The organism is Varunaivibrio sulfuroxidans (assembly GCF_029318635.1).
Classification (GTDB): Bacteria; Pseudomonadota; Alphaproteobacteria; order Rhodospirillales; family Magnetovibrionaceae; genus Varunaivibrio; species Varunaivibrio sulfuroxidans.
The window spans coordinates 39,392-57,545 of sequence record NZ_CP119676.1; the positions used below are offsets into that span (position 1 = coordinate 39,392).

The following is an 18,154-nucleotide window of genomic DNA, read 5'->3' on the forward strand; positions in this document are numbered from 1 at the left end:
CGGCACCACAACGTACGAAAAGGGGTTAACGTCGCCTGTGGGTCCTCGAAGAGCCTTCGGCGGCGCGGGGGAACGGACGATCTTAAGCTTCGGCGGCCTTTTTCGGCGCGGTTTTCTTTTTCGCGGGCGCTTTTTTAGCCGGGGCTTTTTTCGTTGTTTTTTTCACAGCCTTTTTCGGGGCCTTTTTTGGAGTCTTGGCCGCACCCTTGCCTTTATCCCCCTTGGCCAAAAGTTCGAGGGCCATCTCCAAGGTGACGTCCTCCTCGGCGGTGGACTTGGGCAGGTTCGCCTTGGTGCGTCCGTGCTGCACGAACGGCCCCCAACGCCCCTTGCGCACGGTGACCGGTTTCTTGTCCTTGGGGTGCTTGCCCAGTTCCACGGGCGGGGTCTTGCCCGACTCGGCGATCACGGTGACCGCCCGGTTGATGCCGATGGTCAAAGGGTCGTCGTCGCCCTTCAGGGAAATAAACATGTTGTTGTAGCTGAGGTAGGGGCCAAAGCGCCCGAGACCGGCCTGGATCATTTTTCCCGTTTCGGGATGTTCGCCGACGTCGCGGGGCAGGGCGAGCAGGCCCAAGGCTTTTTCCAGATCCACCTGGGCGGGGCTTTCTCCCTTGGCGAGCGAGGCGCGTTTCGGGCGTTTTTTCTCGCCCTCGACCTGTTCGCCCAACTGCACGTAGATCCCGTACGGTCCCTTGCGCAAGGTGACGTCGAGGCCGCTCACCGGATCGACGCCCAGCAGTTTCGGCCCCGCCTCCAACTCCGGCATGTCGTTTTGATCGTCGCCCGCCGATGTCAGGGGGCGGGTGAAGCGGCATTCGGGATAGTTCGAACAGCCGATGAAGGCGCCGAATTTTCCCAGCTTCAGGCTCAGTTGGCCATCGGCGCAGGTCGGGCAGGTTCGCGGATCCTTGCCGTCGTCTTTTTGCGGGAAGAAATGGGGGGCGAGCAGATCGTTCAGGGCGTCGAGAACTTCGCGTACGCGCAGTTGGCCGATGTCCTCGACCGAGGCGCTGAACGCCGTCCAAAAGTCGCGCAGGACCTGTTTCCAATCGGCCCGCCCGCCGGAGATATCGTCGAGCTTGTCTTCCAGGTCGGCGGTGAAATTGTATTCCATGTAGCGCTTGAAGAAATTGGTCAGGAACGCGGTGACGACCCGGCCCCGGTCCTCGGGGATGAAGCGGCGTTGCTCCAGGCGCACGTAATTGCGCTCCTGCAGAACCGATATAATGCTGGCGTAGGTCGATGGGCGACCGATGCCCAGCTCTTCGAGCTTGCGCACCAACGAGGCTTCCGAATAGCGCGGTGGCGGCTGGGTGAAGTGCTGTTGGGGGAGCACGGTTTTGCAGGCCAGCGCCTGGCCCACGGCCATTTCGGGTAAAATGCGCTCTTTTTCGTCGTTCCCGTTGCTCTCCGCATCGCCCGTGGTCTCGTCCCGGCCCTCGTGATAGAGACGGTAAAAACCGTCGAAGGCGATGATCGAACCGGTCGCGCGCAGGACGATTTCCCGCGGGCCGGAGGCGATGTCCACCGCCACTTGGTCGAGCACCACCGATTCCATCTGGCTGGCGACGGTGCGCTTCCAGATCAGCTCGTAGAGTCTGCGCTGATCCTCGTCGAGAAAGGCGGCGACGGCCTTGGGCAATCGGGTCAGGTCGGTCGGACGGACGGCTTCGTGCGCCTCCTGGGCGTTCTTTGCTTTGCTTTTATAGACCCGTGGCGCGTCGGGAAGGTAGGCCTCGCCGAAATCGCGGGCGATTAACGCGCGGCACGCTGTCAAAGCTTCCGCGGCCATCTGTACGCCATCGGTTCGCATATAGGTGATCAGGCCCACGGTTTCGCCGCCGATCGACGCCCCTTCGTAGAGGCGCTGCGCGGTCTGCATGGTGCGCTTTGCGGAAAATCCAAGTTTGCGCGAGGCTTCTTGCTGCAAGGTCGAGGTGGTGAACGGCGCCGCCGGGTGGCGTTTTGTCTGTTTTTTCTCCACTGCGGCGACGGAGAAGGCGCCCGAACGGATGGCGCCGACGGCGGCCTGGGCGGCGGCTTCGTCGGGCAGCGCCCATTTGTCTAATTTTTTACCGTCCAAATGGGTCAGCGCGGCGTTGACCATGACCCCCGCGCCGGTGTCGAAGTCGGCGCGCACGGACCAATATTCACGGGGAACGAAGATGTCGATTTCGTCCTCGCGCTCGCAGATCAGGCGCAACGCCACCGATTGCACCCGCCCCGCCGAGCGCGATCCCGGCAATTTACGCCACAGCACCGGCGAAAGAGTGAACCCGACCAGATAATCCAGGGCGCGCCGGGCGAGGTAAGCGTTGACCATTTCGCCGTCGATGTCGCGCGGGTGGCTGAAGGCGTCGAGAATGGCGCTTTTGGTGATCTCGTTAAACACCACGCGCTTGACATCAACGCCGTTCAGCGCCTTGCCCTTGTTGAGCACCTCAAGGACATGCCAAGCGATCGCCTCGCCTTCGCGATCGGGGTCGGTGGCGAGAAACAGATGGTCGGCCTTTTTCGCCGCTTGGATAATTTCCCGGACATGTTTTTGCGATCTGGCGTCGCTTTCCCAGACCATCGCGAAGTCGTCCCCCGGCTGCACCGAGCCGTCCTTTGACGGCAGGTCGCGGATGTGCCCGTAACTGGCGAGGACGGTATACTCCGCGCCGAGATACTTGTTGATGGTTTTGGCCTTGGCCGGGGATTCGACGATGACGAGGTTCATGCGGTCCTGAATGATTGTTTTTGGTTATGTGTCATAAAGCATCGACACCCGGTTTCCGGGGTGGCGTTCGAGCCTGCCCGCCATCTCCAATTCCAGCAAGGCGGTCGCAACACTTGCAGGGGAGAATTGGCAGTTGCGGATCAATTCGTCAACACTGACGGGTGTCGTGGATAAACTTTCGATGAGTTCTCCGCGCGCTTCGTCGCATTCCACGGGATCGGCTATTTTGGTATTTTCTACTGTGAAATCAATGTGGTTAGCCTCTTTCAAGGCAGGAGAAATTTGGTCGTGGATGGCTTCGAAAATATCTTCCGCCGATCGCGCCAAAATCGCTCCGTCACGGATCAACTGATTGGCGCCCTGGGCGCGGGGGTCTTGTGGCGCGCCGGGAACGGCGAAGACGTCGCGTCCTTGTTCGAGGGCCATTTTCGCGGTAATCAGCGACCCCGACTTGGGGCTGGCCTCGACAACCAAGGTGGCGCGGGAGAGACCGGATATCAAACGGTTACGTCTGGGAAAATGACGCGCCTGGGGCTGCGTCGCGATGGCGATTTCCGATATTACCGCCCCTTGGGCGCACAAGGCGTCGTACAGCGCGGCGTTTTCCTTGGGGTAGACGACATCGACGCCGCCGGCGACGACGGCGACGGTTCCCGTGGGCAAGGCCCCCTCGTGAGCGGCGGCGTCGATTCCCCTGGCGAGTCCCGAAACGACCAAAAGGCCGCCTTTTCCCAAATCTGCAGCGAATTGATGGGCAAGCCGTCGCCCGGCGACAGACGCGTTGCGCGCGCCGACGACCGCCACGGCGCGTTTGCTCAACAGGTGGGGATGGCCTTTGACGAACAGAAGCGGCGGCGCGTCCTCAAGGTGGCGCAACAGCGGGGGATAGGCGTCTTCGACAAAGGCGACGATCTTGGCTCCCGCCTTCTCAAGAGCGTCGTATTCGCGCGCGGTGGCATCCTTGGGGTGCAAACGAAAACGCGGCGCTCCGCCCCGCTGGGCCAACGAGGGCAAGGCTTCAAGGGCCGCGGCGGCTGTGCCGTAACGTTCCAGCAATTTATAAAAGGTAATCGGTCCGACTTTATCGCTTCGGATCAGTCGGATCCATTCGAGGCGTTCCTCGGCGCTTAACGGTCTTGTCGTGTTCTCTTTCATCGCCCGCGAGAGTGACGAAGCGTATCTTTGAAGTCAACTTTGAATGGAAAAAATTTGTGCGATGCCACATTTCCAGCGCCGCTCGAACGGCGTGTTTGGTTCACTTTGCGCCAATTTTAGGTTCTTTTCCCCGAATCAGGCGGCGAATGTTTTGGTGGTGTCGGGCGAACGCCAATACCGCTAACAGCGCGGCTCCAAGGCTGTTTTGAGGCGTGGAAAACATCCACGCATAGGCCGGAGCCAAGCCTAGGGCGAATAAAGCCGCCAGGGACGAGTAACGAAATAAGGCCGCCGTGAGCAGCCATGTTCCGCAGGCGGCGAGGCCGACAGGCCAGGACAGGGCGAGCAACGTGCCCAAGGTCGTCGCCACGCCTTTGCCGCCTTTAAAGCGCAACCATAGCGGGAAATTATGGCCAAGAACCGCGGCGACGCCGGCGACTAAGGCGGCGAGGGGCGCGTTCGGGGCGATCAAATAGGCGAACGTGAGTACGGCGATCGCGCCCTTGGCGCTGTCCAGGATCAAGGTGGCGAGGGCGAGCGGCTTGTTGCCGGTGCGCAGCACATTGGTGGCGCCGATATTTCCCGATCCGATTTTGCGGATGTCGCCGAGCCCGAAAAGCGTCGCCAGCACGAGTCCAAAGGGGATCGCGCCTAAAAAATAGCCCAGTCCGGCGGCGGCGGCGAGAAGGAAGACTGAAGTGTCCGGGGTGATGGCGTTCATCGTGTTCCCAACATTATGATACCGCGTTATTTGTGCGTGGCGGGGCCGTCATGCCCGAAAAACGATGCGTCCGTCAACAACGGTGGTAAGCACCCGACCCTGAACGGGGCGTCCGTCGAACGGTGAGTTCTTCGATTTGCTGTTCAAAGTGTCGGCATCCACTTTCCACCCCTGTTCGGGGTCGAAAACGATCAAATCCGCCGGCGCGCCCGCCGTCAGCGCGCCCGCATTCAAGCCCAACAACCGGGCCGGGGAAAGGCTGAGTTTTTCGATGCAACTCAGCAAATCGAGGTGGCCGTTGTGGTACAGTTCCAGGCTCACCGCGAGCAGGGTTTCCAGGCCGACGCCGCCGAACGCCGCCTGGGCGAAGGGCAGGCGCTTGGCGTCTTCGCTGTGCGGCGAATGGTCGGATGCGATGGCGTCGATGGTGCCGTCGGCGATGGCCGCGATCACCGCGGCGCGGTCGTCCTCGGCGCGTAGCGGTGGGGAGACCTTGGCGAAGGTGCGATAATCGCCGACCGCGGTCTCGTTGAGGGCGAAATAGGGCGGCGCGGTGTCGCAGGTCACGGCCAGGCCGCGGGCCTTGGCGCGGCGGATGGCGTCGAGGGCGGCGGCGGTCGAGATATGGGCGAAATGAACGCGTCCGCCGGTCAATTCGGCGAGGCGGATGTCGCGCTCGACGATAATCGCCTCGGCCTCGCGGGGGATCCCGCTCAGACCCAGGCGCGAGGCGGTCTCGCCCTCGTTCATGACGCCGTCTCCGGCGAGGCTTTCCTCTTCGGGGTGCTGCACCACCAACAGGCCGAACGTGGCGGCGTAGCTCAGGGCTTGGCGCATGACCTGGGCGTCGGCGATGACCTTGACGGCGTCGCTGAAAGCGACCGCGCCGGCCTCGGCGAGCATCCCCATTTCGGCGATTTCCCGGCCTTCCAGGCCTTTGGTCGCGGCGCCGTAGGTGTAGACCTTGACCAGCCCCACCTTGCGTGCGCGCCGGGCGATGAATTCGACCACCGACATATCGTCGATCACGGGGTCGGTGTTGGGCAGGCAGGCGGCGCTGGTCACCCCGCCGGCGACGGCGGCGTTGCCGGTCGATAAAAATCCGGCGCCGCGAATTTGTATGCGCATGTCCACCAAGCCGGGCGCAAGACAATGTCCGGCGCAGTCGATCACCTGGGCGTCGTCGGGAATGCTCGCGGCGAAAATATCGCCCCCCGCGGCGATGATGGTTTCGCCCCGACACAGCACGCCGCCCTTGGGATCGGCGGGAATATCCGCGCCGCTCGCGGGGTCGAGGATGCGCGCGTTGACGAACGCCAGGGGGCGTCCGGTCGGGGTCGGCGTTTCGGAGCGTTCGGTCAATGCGTCGAGCGTAATCGAGCGGCTGTTCATGCGCGGCCCTCCGCTTTCGCGAGATTGACGCTGAGCGCCTCCAGACAGGCCATGCGCACGGCGACGCCCATTTCGACCTGCTCGCGGATGACGCTGCGCCCGATGTCGTCGGCGACCTCCGAATCGATCTCGACGCCCCGGTTCATCGGTCCGGGGTGCATGATCAAGGCGTCGGGCTTAGCGTTCGCCAATTTGTCGTAATCAAGGCCGAAAAAGCGAAAATACTCCCGCGTTGAAGGGAAAAAATTACCGCGCATACGTTCGCTTTGTAGGCGTAGCATCATCACGATGTCACAATCTTTCAGGCCGTCTTTCATGTCGTGGAAAACCTCGACACCCATGCGTTCGATCCCACACGGCAGCAGGGATTTAGGCGCGATCAGACGAACCCGGGCGCCCATCGTGCCAAGCAGGTGGATGTTCGAGCGCGCCACCCGCGAATGTAGGATGTCGCCGCAGATCGCGACCTGAAGCCCTTGCAGACGACCGAGGCGGCGGCGGATGGTCAAGGCGTCGAGCAGGGCCTGGGTGGGGTGTTCGTGGCTGCCGTCCCCGGCGTTGATGACGGCGCAGTTGACCTTCTCCGACAAGAGCTGGGTCGCCCCCGAATCGCCGTGGCGTACGACCAGAACGTCGGGGTGCATGGCGTTGAGGGTCATCGCGGTGTCGATCAGGGTTTCGCCCTTTTTGACCGAGCTGGTCATCACCGACATGTTGATGACGTCGCCGCCCAGACGCTGGGCGGCCAGTTCGAAGGACGTCCGCGTGCGCGTCGAGGATTCGAAAAACAGGTTGATGACCGTGCGTCCGACCAGGCGCGCCCTCTTTTTGTCGGCCTCGCGGTTCTGTTCGACATAGATCTCCGATCTGTCGAGAAGCGCCGTGATTTCCGGTGGGGAAAGGCCTTCGATGCCCAAAAGGTGGCGGTGGGGAAACGCGATGAAAGGGGGGGGCGTCTCGGCTTTTTTCATAAGGCCGGACTATACGCCCGGGGGCCGCTTCGACGCAAGAGGGCTTGAACGGGGAACATGGGGTTTTCGCCGCGCCTTTTGCCGCGCCTCAAAGCACCAGGCGGACCCACAGCGGCAGCGTGATCATCGCCAATATGGTCGATGCCGTGATCATGCCCGCCACCAGGGGGCCGTCGCCGCCCAACTGGCGGGCCAGAACATAGGACGAGGCCGATGTCGGCAGGCTCATGTACATCACGCAGACCGCCAGCTCGACCCCGTCGAGGCCGAACGCGGAACCGATGATGAAGGTCAGCAGCGGCATCGCGCCGAGCTTGGCGATCGCCCCCAAGGACACCGTGGCGGCGCGGGCGTGTAGGGCTTCGAGGCTGAGCCCCGCGCCGACGGCGATTAAGCCCACCGGCAAGGCGGCGTGGCCCAAAATGTCGATCAGGGGCGCGATCACCGGGGGCAGGGCGAGACCGGCGAGGTTCAGCCCCAAGCCCCCGAAACAGGCGAGAATTAGAGGGTTTTTAACAATTTCAAAAAGGATCGGGGCGATGCCGCGCCGGGTGTCTCGTGGGGCGGCGAAAACGACCATCACGCTGACGCACAAGAAATTTACCAAGGGCACCACGATGACGATGGCGATCGCCACCAGGGTCAATCCTTGTTGGGCGAATAAGGCCAGCGCCGCGGCGATGCCAACGTAGGAGTTGGGACGGATGGCGCCCTGAAATAGGGATGTGAAGGCGGGGCCGTCAAGGCCGCTGAACGGACGCAGGGCCAGGACGGCGGCGCTGACCAATAAAGTGCAGATCAGCAATGTGCCCGCCAGGGGGGCGAGGGCGAACGCGCCGAGGTCGGCGCGCGCGGCGTTACCCAGCAGAAGGGCGGGGAAAAACAGATAATAGGTCAGTTTTTCCGCGGGCGCCCAAAAGGCGTCGGCGACCCAGGGCATGCGGCGCAGGACATAGCCCAGAACGATCAATAGAAAAATGGGTGTAAGACCTTGGAAAATAGCGCTCATCGGTTACCGAGGCGTGCGTTTGAGGTGGGCGATCGCATCCAACGCGCCTTGCAGGATGTAGGTGGCGGCGAGTTTGTCGATGACGTCGGCGCGCCGTCCCCGCGACATATCGACATCGTCGATCAACATCCGCTCGATCGCCGATGTCGATAACCGTTCGTCCCAATAGGCGAGCGGGATATCGTGGCGGGCGAGAAAATTTTGCGCGAACTGACGGGTCGATTGACATCTTGGTCCCTCGCCACCGTCCATGCTGACCGGAAGTCCCAAAATCAGCGCCCCGACGTCGTGTTCTTCGATAAGGGCCTGCAGGCGTAGGGCGTCCTGGGTGAATTTGGCGCGTTGGATGGTCAGCAACGGCGAGGCGATGGCGTGGCGCACGTCGGACAAGGCCAGACCTATGGTTTTGCTGCCCAGGTCAAGCCCCATAAGACGCCGTCCATGCGCGTCGCCTGTCTCAATTTCGGCGATATCGACGATTGACATTTGACGGCTGACCTTTCGATAGGGTGATATGACGATACGCGGATGCGCGTTGACGCCGGGCAAACAGAACCGACATCTTCATCCATCGTTGCCTTTTTGTCATTTGTAATCGCATGGATATTAGGGTCAGGACCTATTAATCTGATGCGCCTGGTTTTTGAAAAATGTCACAAGCCTAGTGGTTTGAGTTTAACATTTGAGTCCGATGCAATTGGACACAAATGTGTGAAGAAATCAAACTGCAACAAAAAGATAGATAGTGGTCGGCCCGATGGTTCGCGAGAGCGAAACGTCGGAGTCGATCCACTAGGAGAAGACTTGCCGGAAGTGCCGTTCACTTTCAAAAGTCTTCGACGACGTCCCTGGGGCGTTTTTCACAAATCCCTGCGGGACGGGGTGAGTTTAAGCGCGGATGTCGTTGGAAAACTCTTGCAATGAGGACCATTGCGGCGGGTTCTCCGCCTAACCCATACTTAAATTCATCTCCGCCAGATGCATCAGATGAAGGGGTCAAGACCCTAGATCGAAAGGTGAAAATTCTTTTTGTGGCAATGTGTTATGCGATAGCGTCGTTTTTCTTCATGGGTTGCAAGCATGGCTTTGGAAGGGTCGTGCTTGTTGCTTTTGTGGCCGCTTTGGCGGTGTCGGGCGCGCCTGCCTTCGCGCAAGCCCCAAAGAAGGCGCAGGGGCTAGGCGCGGTCGCGGCGTTGCCGGTACGCGGCGTTTTCATGGCTCTCGGTGACGTCAACGTACGTGCGGCGCCGAAGGGTACGTCCCGTAAAGTGGGTTTTTTGCAAAAAGGCGATCGGGTCGATGTGGTCGCCGTCACCCGCGACAAGGGCTGGTTCGCCGTTCTTAACGGCGGCGTGGTGCAGGGTTTTGTCGTCGCCTCGGCGATGGTTCGGGTGATCGATGGCGCGCTTGATCGGGATATTACGGCGAAACAGACGACGGACGGGGTGTCGTGCGACTATCGCATTCATTTTGAAGGGCGAACCATGATTGAGGGCGAACTTTTCCAAACCGCCAATTATGCCGTTGTTTTCCACTGTGCGCAGGGCCGGGGCGTGGGCGATGTTCGAGGTGGGAAAGCGTCGAAGAAGGTGGATTTTTTTGCCCAGATGTTTCTTGGCGAGGCACCCGGCAAAGAGAACGTGACGGCCCCGGATACCTACCAATTAACGGTGGATGTGCGTCTTATCGACGGCGGTGGGGATGACGACATCGTTTCGACGTCGTTTCTGTACGATCCCGAAGGCGAGCGGTTGGTGTTCGACGCGGCGGGCGACGCGAAATATCAGGGGACGATGCAGGGTGAAACCACCCCCGCCGCGTCTATTAGGGCCGCCGTCGCCCAGGCTGTTCGCCTATCCATGGGAAACTGGAACAGCGCCTTTTGGGACCGTATTTTTACCGCCGGAGGCCGCGCCAAATAAGTGCGGTCCCGCCCGACGTCCGACGGCCCCCGGCGGTATCGCGCCGGGGGCCGTCGTTAACACGGAGAGTTCGCGTGGCCGTGGGGGTTAGCTCTTACGAATCTGATCCAGGAATTTATCGACTTCGGAACGCAGGGTCTCCGATTGTCGGGAAAGTTCACCCGCCGCCGACAGAACCTGGGATGCGGCGTCTCCGGTTTGCGAGGAGGCTTCGGTCACCTTGGAGATGTTGGACGTGACCTCCGATGTGCCGGCCGCGGCCTGTTCGACGTTGCGGGCGATTTCCTGGGTCGCCGCGCCTTGTTCCTCGACCGCGGCGGCGATCGCGCCCGCGATTTCGCTCATTTCCCCGATCACGCTGCCGATCGAATCGATCGCGCCCACGGCGTCCTGCGTCGCGCCTTGGATGCCCGAAATTTGGATGCCGATCTCCTCGGTCGCCTTGGCGGTCTGGTTGGCCAGATTCTTGACCTCGGACGCCACCACGGCGAAGCCTTTGCCCGCTTCGCCGGCCCTGGCCGCCTCGATGGTGGCGTTGAGCGCCAGCAGGTTGGTTTGATCGGCGATATCGGTGATCAGCGCCACCACCTCGCCGATTTTATTGGCGGCCTCGGCCAGACCCTGAACCTTCTTGTTCGCGCCATCGACTTCGGAAACGGCGGTGTTGGCGATTTGTGTCGATTGTGACACCTGGCGCGAAATCTCGCTGATCGAACTGGACAGTTCTTCGGCCGCGCTGGCCACCGTTTGCACGTTGGTCGCCGCTTCTTCCGAGGCGGCGGCGACGGTGGTCGCCTGAGAACTGGTCTGTTCGGAGACCGTCGCCATCGACTGTGCGGACGATTGCAATTCCGTCGAGGCGGACGAAACCGTCTGGACGATGCCGCCGACACTGCTTTCGAAATCGTCGGCCATGGCGTGCATCATGCGGCGTTTTTCTTCCTCGGCGCGCTTTTCGGCCTCCTTCTGTTCGGCTTCCATTTGTTTGACGCGGATGGCGTTGTCCTTGAACACCTGCACGGTTTGCGCCATTTGCCCGATTTCGTCGCCGCGGCCTTGCGCGGGGATTTCGGTCTCCAAATCGCCGTCGGCGAGGCGGCGCATGGCGCCCGTCATTCCGACGACGGGGTTGGCGATCCCGTTGCCCAACAGCCAGGCGAGCAACAGCCCGACGCCGATGCCAATGGCGCTGATGGCCAACATCTCGACCTCCGCCGCGATGATATTTTCGGTCGTGGATTGACGGATTTGCACTTCGAGCTCAGCGGCATTTTTCTTCAACGTTTCGGCCGCGGCGATGATGTCCCGGCCCGCTTGAGCGATCTCGCCTTCGACCAAATGGTGGATTTTTTTAGAATCTTCGACCGCCGCTTCAAACGATGTTTTGTATTTTTCGAGCAGATCTTTCGATTCGGCGATCAGTTCTTGTTCGTGGGGTGTTGTCGCCGTCTTCTTTAAGGAGCCGAGAAGGACCTCCAGCCTCATGAAATCGTCTTGGGCGCTTTGATAGCTTTGATCGTCGTAGCGCGCCAAAGTGGCGTTGGCGGAAACCTGGAGGGCGAGCACCCGCCTCATGGCGATCCCGGCATAGGTCCGGGGATCGCCCTTGCCTTCGGCGATGACCTCTTTTTGAATTTCTTTCAAGTCGGCGATGAATTTTTTTGCCGACGGATTAAGGATGTCATTGACCAGGTGGTTGTATTCCTTGGCCAATTCTTCGGATACGACAAAGTCTTTTTTGTAAATCTCGAGGGCTTTTTTAATTTTTTCCAGTTGAACTTTGTGTTCGCCCGAAAAAATTTGATCGGCATGTTTGATGGATGATTCCAGTTTTACAAGAACACCCTCGGCTTCACGGGCGAATTTTTCGTCCGCGCTGGCGGCGAATTCACGGACATTGCCGTGCAGCAATAGGAACTGCGTCTCTATCTCGTTGGTCACGGTGGAGATTTCGACGTTTTTCGTGTAGGCGGTCACGTCCTTGTTGACGGAAGTAAAGCTGAAATATCCAATGCCGGAAATAATCACCAAGACGGCCAGGACGGTGGAAAATCCCGCCAAGATTTTTATCTTGACCTTCATGTTGGTAATAAAATTTCCTTTGCGCGCGACGCGCTCGGTTAAAGCATTCATGGCCATGTATTCCTTACACTATTCGACCTTTTTGCGGATGTTCGTGGTCGCCGTCTTTTGTTCCCCGCGGCTCTTACGTGCTGCATCTTGACGCTCAGTATGACTTCAATAGGTATCGGCGAAGTAAGTTCTGTAGGGGCCTGGCGTTCATCGGAAACATTTCCGCAAACGTTTTAACCTGGGCCTGAGACATCTGTAAGGGGCTTGCAAACACCGTCCAGATGACGGTTTCCGAACAGGGCGGGGTGGTCAACGATCCGAGATAGCGATAATAGGTGCGATTTTGCGGCAGCAAGGCGAGCGGTGAAAGCATCCCGCCGGTTTTCGCCCCGCCCGCTTCGCGCGGCATGACGTCCCAAATTTTGGCAAGCGCCGGATTTTCCGGACCGGGACGGAAAAACGTTCCCAAAACGGCCAGTCGCCCATTTTCGTCGGCATGGACGAAGTGGGCCTCCATTTCGAAGCGGTCGCCGTTCAGGGCGTGCTCGCTGGGATGATGAAAATGATACTGAAGCAGCTTGAATTTGGCGCCGTCCAGCATGATGGAATTTCCCGGGTCGCAATTGACCTGGATGGTGTGCCCGTTGTTGATCACCTTGAGGGGAAGGGCGCCGTAGTTAACGGGAATGTTTCCGGTTTGCGCCTCAAGCGCGCCCGCCAGATCGATAGGGGATTGCTGCATCCCCTTCGAGCAAACGGCGTACGCCGGGGATAATTCCCCCCAGGCTTCGGGACCATCGGCGCCTTCGTATCCCCAATGCGGGTTGGAGACGATCTTCCTTCGTGCATCTTGCGCGCCTTTGGCGGCGGCCGTTTCCGAGGCGAAGGCATTGGCGATGGATAGGCACGTCGGGCACCCGCCGGCAACCGCGCCCGCGATGAATTTTAAAACTGTCCTGCGCTCGATCATCAATGTCTCTCCTGATGTTATATGAGCCCTGAATCGTTATTTTGATCCTTATGACTTCTGACATCGACACTTGCGCGCAGATTTTCAAGATAAAGTTGATTGATGTGATTATTCAACCATTTACCGAGTAATTGTTATGCGAAATTATATATATTTGTAAATAAAAATATCAAATTTATTAAATATATTAATTTTTATTATTTTTATTTATGTAAATAATTTTCATATAAAAATAAAATATGTTTGTATGCAGGGTGGTATTGAAATCTTTTTATTTTTTAATGTTATATTTTTTTATATTTTTTTACTTTAATTCGTGTATTTTTTTAATTTTATCTATTTGTTTTTAGTCTTGGTCGGTGCTTTTGAGGCGTGTTTTTTCGTGCGGGGCGATTGTTTTCTTGGGCGCGCGCGGTTTCCGATTGTTTTTGATCCATGTTGTTCTCGGGGGGCGCCCTCTCTCTTTGGCTTTGGGCGCTTGCGAACGGCGCCGTGGGGTGGTACCTTCCGCGCCGCATTTCATGGCCGTGCCGTATGTCCGCCGTATGTCTCATGTGGCGGGACGGGTTCTTGACCGGCTATCTCTATAGTTATTAGAAGGACGCCGCGGATGTCGTTGGACAAACAAACCGTCGCCAAAATCGCCAATCTCGCACGTATTCGCGTGGCCGAGGATAAGCTGGATTCGTTGACCTCGGATCTGTCGGGGATTCTGGCGTGGGTGGAACAATTGGATGAACTGGATACCGACGGTGTTCCCCCGATGACCAGTGTCGCCGAAATGACCTTGCCGTTGCGCGAAGATGCGGTTACCGACGGCAATTGCCGCGATGCCGTGCTCGCCAACGCCCCCGATAGTGAAGATGGATTTTTTACCGTGCCCAAGGTGGTCGAATGACACACGCCCTGACCGAATTGACGATTGCCGACGCGCGTAGCGGTCTTGCCGAGGGTGAATTTTCCGCCGAGGAATTGACGCGCGCCCATCTGGACGCCATGGAAAAGGCGCGGGATCTCAACGCCTTCATCGGCGAAACGCCGGAATTGGCGTTGGCGCGGGCGCGTCAATCCGACGTCCGGCGCGCCAAGGGCGCCCCGCTGGGCGCGATGGACGGTATCCCCGTCGCCGTCAAGGACCTGTTCTGCACCGAAGGGGTGCGCACCACGGCGGGCTCGCACATTTTGGACGACTTCACGCCGCCTTATGAATCAAGCGTCACCGCCAACCTGCGCGCCGCCGGCGCGGTGATGCTGGGCAAGACCAACATGGACGAATTCGCCATGGGTTCGTCCAACATCACGTCCTATTTCGGTAGCGTCAAAAATCCTTGGAAGGGTAAGGACGGGGAAGATTTGGTGCCCGGCGGATCGTCCGGCGGTTCCGCCGCCGCGGTGGCGGCGCGCCTGTGTCTGGGGGCGACCGGGACGGACACCGGCGGTTCGATCCGTCAGCCCGCCGCGTTCACCGGGATCGTCGGCCTGAAGCCGACCTACGGGCGCTGTTCGCGGTGGGGCATCGTGGCCTTCGCCTCGTCGCTCGATCAGGCGGGGCCGATGACCCGCACCGTGCGCGACAGCGCCATCATGCTGGGCGCGATGGCCGGTCACGATCCCAAGGACAGCACCAGCGCCCCGCTGGCCGTGCCCGATTTCGAGGCCGCCCTGAGCGGCGACGTCCGGGGGCTGAGGGTCGGCGTTCCCAAAGAATACCGATTGGACGGTATGAACGACGAAATTGCCGCCCTTTGGCGGCGCGGCTGCGACTGGTTGAAAGACGCCGGGGCCGAAATCGTCGATATTTCCCTGCCGACGACGAAATACGCCCTGCCGACTTACTATATCGTCGCCCCCGCCGAGGCGTCGGCCAACCTGTCGCGCTATGACGGGGTGCGCTACGGCCTTCGCGTGCCCGGCGACAGCCTGGACGAGATGTACGCCAACACCCGCGGCGAGGGCTTCGGCGACGAGGTGCAGCGCCGGGTGCTGATCGGCACCTACGTGCTTTCCGCCGGCTATTACGACGCCTACTATCTGAAGGCGCAGCGGGTGCGCACCTTGATCGCGCGGGATTTTCGCGCCGCCTTCGAAACGGTCGATGTCATCTTGACCCCGACCGCGCCCAGCGCGGCGTTCGCGATCGGCGAGAAGATCGACGATCCGATCGCGATGTATCTCAACGACGTCTTCACCGTGCCGACCAGCCTGGCCGGGTTGCCCGGAATATCGGTCCCCGCGGGGTTGGATAGCTCCGGTTTACCCTTGGGGCTACAGATAATAGGCAAGCCGTTCGACGAGGAAACGCTGTTGCGCGCCGCCGATGTTCTGGAAAGCGCCGCCGAATTCGACGGGAGGCCCGCATAATGAGCTACATCATCGAAAGTGATAGCGGGGACTGGGAAGTCGTCATCGGTCTTGAAGTTCACGCCCAGGTGGTTTCCAAATCCAAGCTGTTTTCCGGCGCGGCGACGGCGTTCGGCGCCGAACCCAACACCCAGGTCTCCCTGGTTGACGCCGCGATGCCCGGTATGTTGCCGGTGATCAACGCGGTGTGCGTCGAACAGGCGGTGCGCACCGGGCTGGGCCTGAACGCCCAGATCAATTTGCGTTCGGTGTTCGATCGTAAGAACTATTTCTACGCCGATTTGCCCCAGGGCTATCAAATTTCCCAGTTCAAGGACCCGATCGTCGGCGAGGGGACGATCGTGCTCGATCTGCCTGGCGGCGAGACGCGCACGGTCGGGATCGAGCGACTGCACCTAGAGCAGGACGCCGGAAAGTCCCTGCACGATCAGGACCCCCGGCGCACCTTCATCGATCTCAACCGGTCGGGCACGGCGCTGATGGAGATCGTCTCCAAGCCGGATATGCGCAGCCCCGACGACGTCGGCGCGTACCTGCGCAAGCTGCGCACCATTTTGCGCTATCTGGGGACTTGCGACGGCAACATGGACGAAGGCTCTATGCGTTGCGATTGCAACGTCTCGGTACGCAAGGTGGGCGAGGACGCGCTGCGCACCCGCGCCGAGGTCAAAAACGTCAACTCGGTGCGTTTCGCCATGCAGGCGGTGGCGTTCGAGGCCCAACGCCAGATCGCCCTCTACGAGGCGGGCGACGAGGTGGTCCAGGAAACCCGCCTGTTCGATTCCGTTAAAGGGGAAACCCGTTCGATGCGCTCGAAAGAAGAGGCGCACGATTATCGCTACTTTCCCGATCCAGATCTCCTGCCGCTGGAATTTTCCCAAGAATTCGTCGATGCCATCAAGGCGACGTTGCCCGAATTGCCCGACGCCCGCAAGGATCGCTATATCGCCGAATTCGGCCTGTCGCCCTATGACGCGGGAGTTCTCGTCGCGGAAAAGGAAACTGCGGCCTATTACGAAGCGGTGGCCCAGGGTCGCGACGCAAAACTGGCGGCCAACTGGGTGATCTCCAATCTATTCGGGGTCCTCAACGACAAGGGCGTCTCGATCACGCAAAGCCCGGTCAGCGCCGCGCACTTGGGCCGCCTGATCGACTTGATTTCCGACGACACCATTTCCGGGCGGATCGCCAAGGACGTTTTCGAAATCATGATCGAGACGGGCGACGACCCGCAAAAGATCGTCGAGGAAAAGGGCCTGCGCCAGATTACCGACAGCGGCGCTATCGAAAGCGCGGTCGATGAAATCATCGCCAACAGTCCCGCTCAGGTCGCACAATACCAAGGCGGCAATGAGAAAATCGCGGGATGGTTCGTCGGCCAGGTCATGAAGGCGACCCAGGGCAAGGCGAACCCGGCGATGGTGAACGCTTTGCTCAAACGCAAGTTGACTCCGTGACGCGCCGTTCGCCTCCTAATCCGGGATGGTATATATGCGCTAACGGTTGAACTGGCGCGTACGCATCCCCATCCTATAGCACTGGGCCCGTCTTTTTGGGACGATACCTTTGGATCCGTGATTTCTTGGATTTGTGCTTTCGGGGCAGCAATCCTTGTGGGTCCGGGGCGTTGATCCGAGGTATAAGGGATGGGCCGCCGGGTATATGCGCTGTTGGAGTGCGAAGCATGACGGAACGACAAGTCGCCACTTTTGGTGGGGGGTGTTTCTGGGGTGTCGAGGCGGGCTTTCGCAAGTGCGACGGCGTCCTTGAGACGGTCGTCGGCTATGCCGGCGGAACGATGGAAACGCCGACGTATGAAGACGTTTGTTCCGGGGCGTCGGGACACGCCGAGGTCGTGCGCGTCGTCTTCGATCCGGCGCGGGTCTCTTATCGGGACCTGCTTGAGACGTTTTGGACGATTCACGATCCTACCCAGCGTAATCGTCAAGGACCGGATGTTGGCGCGCAGTATCGTTCCATCATTTTATACCACACGAACGAACAACGTGATGAAGCGACTGAGGTCGTCCGCGCGTTGACGGATTGCGGGCGTTTCGGCGCAGCAATAGAAACGGAAATTCTTCCCGTGGGGAGCTTCTGGAGGGCGGAGGATTACCATCAAAACTATCTGGAAAAAAAGGGGCAGGCGGTTTGCCGCATTCCCCGAGAGACTTAATCCCCTAAGGGTTGAGGATTTCTTTTAGCTGTATTTGATGGTTGCGCAACCTTTTAGAATTGGAATAATATGTATGATGATTGCAAAAAAGAAGACCTCCCCACATAAGGTGAAGGATGGGCAGCATAGGGTGAAGGACGGTCCACGCAAAACGAAGGATGGCCCGACACCCGTTGACGGCCATGTTGGGGGACGCATTCGCGCCCGGCGCATCCAGTTGGGCCTCAGCCAAAAAGATCTCGGCGACGCGGTGGGCCTGACTTTTCAGCAGATTCAAAAATACGAACGCGGCGCCAACCGGGTTGGGTCGGGCCGCCTGTTTGAATTTGGTCAATGCTTGAATGTCCCCGTATCCTTCTTCTTCGAAGGGTTGACGGCCAAAGACGGCTTGCCGTCGCGAAAAAATGCCGTGCCGGTCAAGACCAACGAATCCCCTTCGATGCTAGACAAGCGCGAAACCTTGGAATTGATGCGGGCCTATTATAAAATCAGCGATCCCAAGGTGCGCAGGCGCTTTTTCGATCTTGTGAAGGCCGCCGCAAACTTTACGCCGCAGGATTAGGCGGCCGTTCGGGATGCCGTTTTCCTCCGATTTCGCCGGAGGCTCTCCCCTCGTTTAAGTGCGTCGCCGTTGATGCGCCGTTGAATTGATGCGCCGTTGATGAGAAGGGCGGTGGTC

At 59.7% G+C, this 18,154-nt stretch carries 15 protein-coding genes; 6 read left to right on the forward strand and 9 right to left on the reverse strand.

All coding sequences use genetic code 11. The annotated features are described in order from the left end of the window. Positions 1–82: 82 nt before the first annotated feature. The 7 genes from topA to ruvX all read right to left on the reverse strand — a co-directional run bounded on the left by topA (position 83) and on the right by ruvX (position 8,459). Positions 83–2,725, reverse strand: a complete 2,643-nt coding sequence (gene topA / locus P3M64_RS00155; protein WP_132938960.1) for a type I DNA topoisomerase — start codon at positions 2,723–2,725, stop codon at positions 83–85. Between the two features lie 24 nt (positions 2,726–2,749). Continuing rightward, the gene (dprA, locus tag P3M64_RS00160) at positions 2,750–3,880 is read right to left on the reverse strand and encodes a DNA-processing protein DprA (protein ID WP_132938959.1); all 1,131 of its coding nucleotides are present in this window, start codon (positions 3,878–3,880) and stop codon (positions 2,750–2,752) included. 100 nt (positions 3,881–3,980) lie between these two features. Further along, complete coding sequence (gene plsY / locus P3M64_RS00165; RefSeq protein WP_132938958.1) at positions 3,981–4,601, reverse strand: glycerol-3-phosphate 1-O-acyltransferase PlsY; 621 nt, start codon at positions 4,599–4,601, stop codon at positions 3,981–3,983. Between the two features lie 48 nt (positions 4,602–4,649). After that, the gene (pyrC, locus tag P3M64_RS00170) at positions 4,650–5,993 is read right to left on the reverse strand and encodes a dihydroorotase (RefSeq protein ID WP_132938957.1); all 1,344 of its coding nucleotides are present in this window, start codon (positions 5,991–5,993) and stop codon (positions 4,650–4,652) included. Beyond that, positions 5,990–6,964 carry an aspartate carbamoyltransferase catalytic subunit gene (locus tag P3M64_RS00175; RefSeq protein ID WP_132938956.1) on the reverse strand — a complete coding sequence of 325 codons (975 nt, stop codon included), beginning with the start codon at positions 6,962–6,964 and terminating at the stop codon, positions 5,990–5,992. The genes pyrC and P3M64_RS00175 overlap by 4 nt, the downstream gene beginning before the upstream one ends. An 88-nt stretch (positions 6,965–7,052) precedes the next feature. Then, complete coding sequence (locus tag P3M64_RS00180) at positions 7,053–7,973, reverse strand: AEC family transporter (RefSeq protein ID WP_132938955.1); 921 nt, start codon at positions 7,971–7,973, stop codon at positions 7,053–7,055. Positions 7,974–7,976: 3 nt separating this feature from the next. Next, complete coding sequence (gene ruvX / locus P3M64_RS00185) at positions 7,977–8,459, reverse strand: Holliday junction resolvase RuvX (RefSeq protein ID WP_132938954.1); 483 nt, start codon at positions 8,457–8,459, stop codon at positions 7,977–7,979. Between the two features lie 611 nt (positions 8,460–9,070). Here ruvX and P3M64_RS00190 point away from each other — a divergent pair. Continuing rightward, positions 9,071–9,895 carry an SH3 domain-containing protein gene (locus P3M64_RS00190; protein WP_165886301.1) on the forward strand — a complete coding sequence of 275 codons (825 nt, stop codon included), beginning with the start codon at positions 9,071–9,073 and terminating at the stop codon, positions 9,893–9,895. An 87-nt stretch (positions 9,896–9,982) separates the two neighbouring features. Here P3M64_RS00190 and P3M64_RS00195 read toward each other — a convergent pair whose 3' ends face one another. Together P3M64_RS00195 and P3M64_RS00200 are read right to left on the reverse strand one after the other, a co-directional pair. Beyond that, positions 9,983–12,028: a HAMP domain-containing methyl-accepting chemotaxis protein gene (locus tag P3M64_RS00195; protein ID WP_165886300.1), complete on the reverse strand. Its 2,046-nt coding sequence runs from the start codon at positions 12,026–12,028 to the stop codon at positions 9,983–9,985. 94 nt (positions 12,029–12,122) lie between these two features. After that, on the reverse strand, positions 12,123–12,938 hold the full coding sequence (locus P3M64_RS00200) for a carbonic anhydrase (protein ID WP_132938951.1): 816 nt from the start codon (positions 12,936–12,938) through the stop codon (positions 12,123–12,125). 610 nt (positions 12,939–13,548) lie between these two features. Between P3M64_RS00200 and gatC the strand changes: the two genes are divergently transcribed. The 5 genes from gatC to P3M64_RS00225 all read left to right on the forward strand — a co-directional run bounded on the left by gatC (position 13,549) and on the right by P3M64_RS00225 (position 18,037). After that, positions 13,549–13,836: an Asp-tRNA(Asn)/Glu-tRNA(Gln) amidotransferase subunit GatC gene (gene gatC / locus P3M64_RS00205; RefSeq protein ID WP_132938950.1), complete on the forward strand. Its 288-nt coding sequence runs from the start codon at positions 13,549–13,551 to the stop codon at positions 13,834–13,836. Next, entirely contained in the window at positions 13,833–15,299 is a 1,467-nt protein-coding gene (gatA, locus tag P3M64_RS00210; RefSeq protein WP_132938949.1) for an Asp-tRNA(Asn)/Glu-tRNA(Gln) amidotransferase subunit GatA, read from the forward strand. Before gatC ends, gatA begins: the two co-directional genes overlap by 4 nt. Beyond that, entirely contained in the window at positions 15,299–16,756 is a 1,458-nt protein-coding gene (gene gatB, locus P3M64_RS00215; protein ID WP_132938948.1) for an Asp-tRNA(Asn)/Glu-tRNA(Gln) amidotransferase subunit GatB, read from the forward strand. The genes gatA and gatB overlap by 1 nt, the downstream gene beginning before the upstream one ends. A gap of 227 nt (positions 16,757–16,983) precedes the next feature. Beyond that, positions 16,984–17,475: a peptide-methionine (S)-S-oxide reductase MsrA gene (gene msrA, locus P3M64_RS00220; RefSeq protein WP_132938947.1), complete on the forward strand. Its 492-nt coding sequence runs from the start codon at positions 16,984–16,986 to the stop codon at positions 17,473–17,475. Positions 17,476–17,548: 73 nt separating this feature from the next. Then, complete coding sequence (locus tag P3M64_RS00225; protein ID WP_243644766.1) at positions 17,549–18,037, forward strand: helix-turn-helix domain-containing protein; 489 nt, start codon at positions 17,549–17,551, stop codon at positions 18,035–18,037. The last annotated feature ends 117 nt before the right edge of the window (positions 18,038–18,154 follow it).